Annotated in this window: 2 protein-coding genes; both read left to right on the forward strand. The window is 61.4% G+C overall.

Going from position 1 to position 3,443, the window contains the following annotated elements; translation table 11 throughout:
- Positions 1-2,700: type VI secretion system Vgr family protein (locus tag BLU17_RS31910; RefSeq protein WP_143189405.1), on the forward strand; the 2,700-nt coding region annotated here is incomplete at its 5' end.
- Positions 2,701-2,727: 27 nt separating this feature from the next.
- On the forward strand, positions 2,728-3,443 hold a 716-nt coding region (locus BLU17_RS31915), incomplete at its 3' end, for a LysM peptidoglycan-binding domain-containing protein (RefSeq protein ID WP_143189406.1).

The following is a 3,443-nucleotide window of genomic DNA, read 5'->3' on the forward strand; positions in this document are numbered from 1 at the left end:
GACGAATGCCTCTTCACCGTGTCGCGCCTGACGGGCATCGAGAAACTCGGCAGGCTCTACGACTACACCGTCGAAATCGCGACGAAGGACGACATCGGCCTGACCGTGCATGAGGCGAGAGACAGGGTCAAGGTCGACGAGCTGGTCGGCAGGCAGGTGACGATAAAAATCGCCATCGAGGGTAGCGGCACTTACGAGACCGGGAAAACCGGAGTCGTCTCGTCAGTGAATGTCGGCGCGGACGTGCGCGAGATCACCGGCCTGATCGTGTCGGCGCAGTGCGTAGGCTCGGACACGCGGCGCGCGTTCTACCAGCTGAGGATTCGCCCCTGGCTGTGGCTCGCCACGCTCAACCAGGACTCCAGGATCTTCCAGGACAAGACCGTCGTGGAGATCTCCGAAACGATCCTGAAGAAGTACCCGTTTCACTACGAACTGCGTCTGGCCGGTCCCGGCTTCGGGCGCCAGTACCCGAAGCGCGATTACCAGCGCATGTTCTGGGAGTCGGACTGGGGATATCTCAACCGCCTGTGGCAGGAGTGGGGCATCGCGTTTTTCTTTCAGGGCCCCACGCTCGTGCTGTGCGATTCGACGGCAGCCTACAAGAAACACGGCCCGGCCTATGAGACGCTGCGCTACCAGGACCGCGACGGCCAGCGTATCGACGAGGAACACGTCCACCAGTTCGAGATCGCGCGCGCCCTGACCACGGGCAAGGTCAGCCTCACCGACTACGACTACACGCAGTCGCGGGCCAACCTCGCGACGAAGGATTCGGACTACCGCGAGCGCGCCAACGACAACATCGAGCATTACGCCTGGGGCGACTACTCGCAGCCGCTCGCGGGCGCGATGGGCACCGCTGCGGCGCCCAATGAGGTGGACTTCGAGGGCGAGCACATGGCGCGGGTGCGCCTGGAGGCGAAGCGGGCAAAGAGCCTGCGTGGCAAGGGGCGCGGCAACATGCGCGGGCTGATGGTGGGGCACACGTTCCACCTCGAAGGCTATCCGCTCGAGCCGGGCAATGGCGAATACCTCGTCGTGGCCACGAAGATCGAGATCGTCAACAACGACACGGTGACGAACCGTGGTGCACTGCAACGCCAGTACACCTGCGACACGCAGTTCACGGTCCAGCCTGCCAGCACGTATTTCCGCACGCCGCAGAAGGCGAAGAAGCCGCACTCGCACGGCGAGGTTGCCGTTGTGACGGGCTACCCGGATTCGAAAATCTGGACCGACAGGTATGGCCGCGCGAAGGTCTGGTTTCCCTGGGACCGCGAGGGCCAGCAGGACCAGGACTCAAGCTGCTGGGTGCGGGTGTCGTCGCCGTGGCAGGGCGCGAGCTACGGGGCGATCTACATTCCGCGCGTGGGCCATGAGGTTGTTATCGGGTACCACGACAACGACCCGGACAAGCCGTATATCGCCGGGCGGCACGTGAACCAGTTCCACGAGCCGCCGTGGCCGCTGCCGGCGAACCAGGCGCTCTCGGGGTGGATGAGCGAGGACCTGGAGGGGCCGACGACGAACAGTGTCGTGACCGACGACACGCCGGGCAAGCTCCAGGTACAGGTGGCGAGCGACCACGCGCAGTCGCGCCTGGTGCTGGGCAGCAACACGCGCATCGACCGGCGCAGGGGTCGCAGCGAGGCACGCGGCGAAGGGTTCGAACTGGCGACGGAGGCGCACGGCGTGGCGCGTGCCAACGGGGGCATGCTGGTGACGACCGAGTCGCGGGCGGGTGCAGGCGCGCCGGTGAAGGACATGGCCGAGACGGTGCAGCGCCTGACGCAGGCCCGCCAGCAGCATGAGGACCTGTCGGCGCTCGCGACAAAGCACAAGGCACAGACCCGCGATGCCAACCAGGCCGACGCCCACAGCACAATCAAGGTGCAGAACGACGCGATCCGGGGCGGCTCGAAAAATGCTGAGAACCCCTCGCCCGAGATGACACGGCCCGATGTGGTGGTCGCCAGTGCTGCTGGTATCGCGATGACCGCGACGGACAGCACGCACATGGCGAGCATGAACGACCACGCAGTGACAGCGGGACGTGACTACAGCCTCTCGGCTGGACGCTCATACCACGTCGCGACACGCGGCTCGGTGTCGATATTCGCGTACCAGGACGCGATGAAATTCTTCGCCGCGAAAGGACCAGTGATTCTGCAATCGCAGAGCAACGACATCGAGATCATCGCCGATCAGGTGCTAAAGCTGATCAGCGCGAAGAAGCGTATCGAAATTACAGCAGCGGAAGAAATCCTGTTGCAGGCTCGGGGCAGTTACATCCGGATCAATGGCGCGGGTATCGAGCACGGCACGCCTGCGAACTGGGTCGCTCATGCGGCCAGTCACGCATTGCCGGGCCCGAAGTCCCTGTCTGTCTCGTTGCCGGGTATGGACATGCCCAAAGCATTTAGCAACCGGCTCGACGCTTACGACGTCTATTGGCTCAGGGATTTTAACGAAGTTGAATATATGGCCCGCCGGACCAATGGTGATCTTATTGCGGCGGGCGTCCTCGACCAGGATGGCCGAACCTCGCGTATTTCAACTGACCAGGCCGAAACCGTTCAGGTGCTCGCGGGGACGCGGGGGGCATGGCTGGTTGAAGTTGAAGGAGATTCGAAGGCAGCGCAATCGAACGACCCGCTTCCTGATGATCCCTATCACTATGTCAACCTGAGCGAATAAAAAATCAGAGTTTGATTCGAGGAAAGAATGCAACGTTCAAGTAATGGCAATGATTACAGGTCCGCCGTAACGATCTTCCTGAAAGATCAATTTGGCGTGCCGATCAAAAACCTGAAGGTTGAAATCAGGGGGCTCGGTGACCAGGCTAAACATCTGTACCATGCAGCATCAACCGATGCTCGCGGTGCGGTACAGTTTGTGGCCCGCAAGGGAGATGACCTGTCCGTACATGTAAAGCGCTGGACCAGCGATAGCATGAAGGAGGTGGCACGACTGAACGCGGCGTTGTCGCAAATCAAGTTTCATCTCACGAGCCCGAAAACTCAGCACGACTTGCCGACCAAAACGGATAACTCGGCAGGCGGTGACTATTGGCGTGGGATCTACAAGGTCAAGGCACATGACAATCTGACGGTAATCGCCAGGAAATATCATACGAGCGTCGACCTGCTCAAGCATGTCAACCACCTCACCTCCGATGTGATCCTGGTTGATCAGGTGCTCAAGGTCCCACCTGTTCAGTCCAGGAAGTCCGGGCAACCTATGCCCAGAAAGCCTGCGCCAAGGGGAACGCCGCCGACGAACAATCACGACACGAATGATCATGGTGCGCCAACGACTACGCCTCCCAAGGGTGTTCCGCCGATTATCTTCCCGATCCAGACCCGGCCGCTCAATGACGAAGGCGGCATCTACGGCACTCAGTCGTGCGATTACACGTGGACCAAGCAACTGCACAGTGG

This window comes from Paraburkholderia lycopersici (assembly GCF_900096975.1).
In the GTDB taxonomy this organism is placed as follows: Bacteria; Pseudomonadota; Gammaproteobacteria; order Burkholderiales; family Burkholderiaceae; genus Paraburkholderia; species Paraburkholderia lycopersici.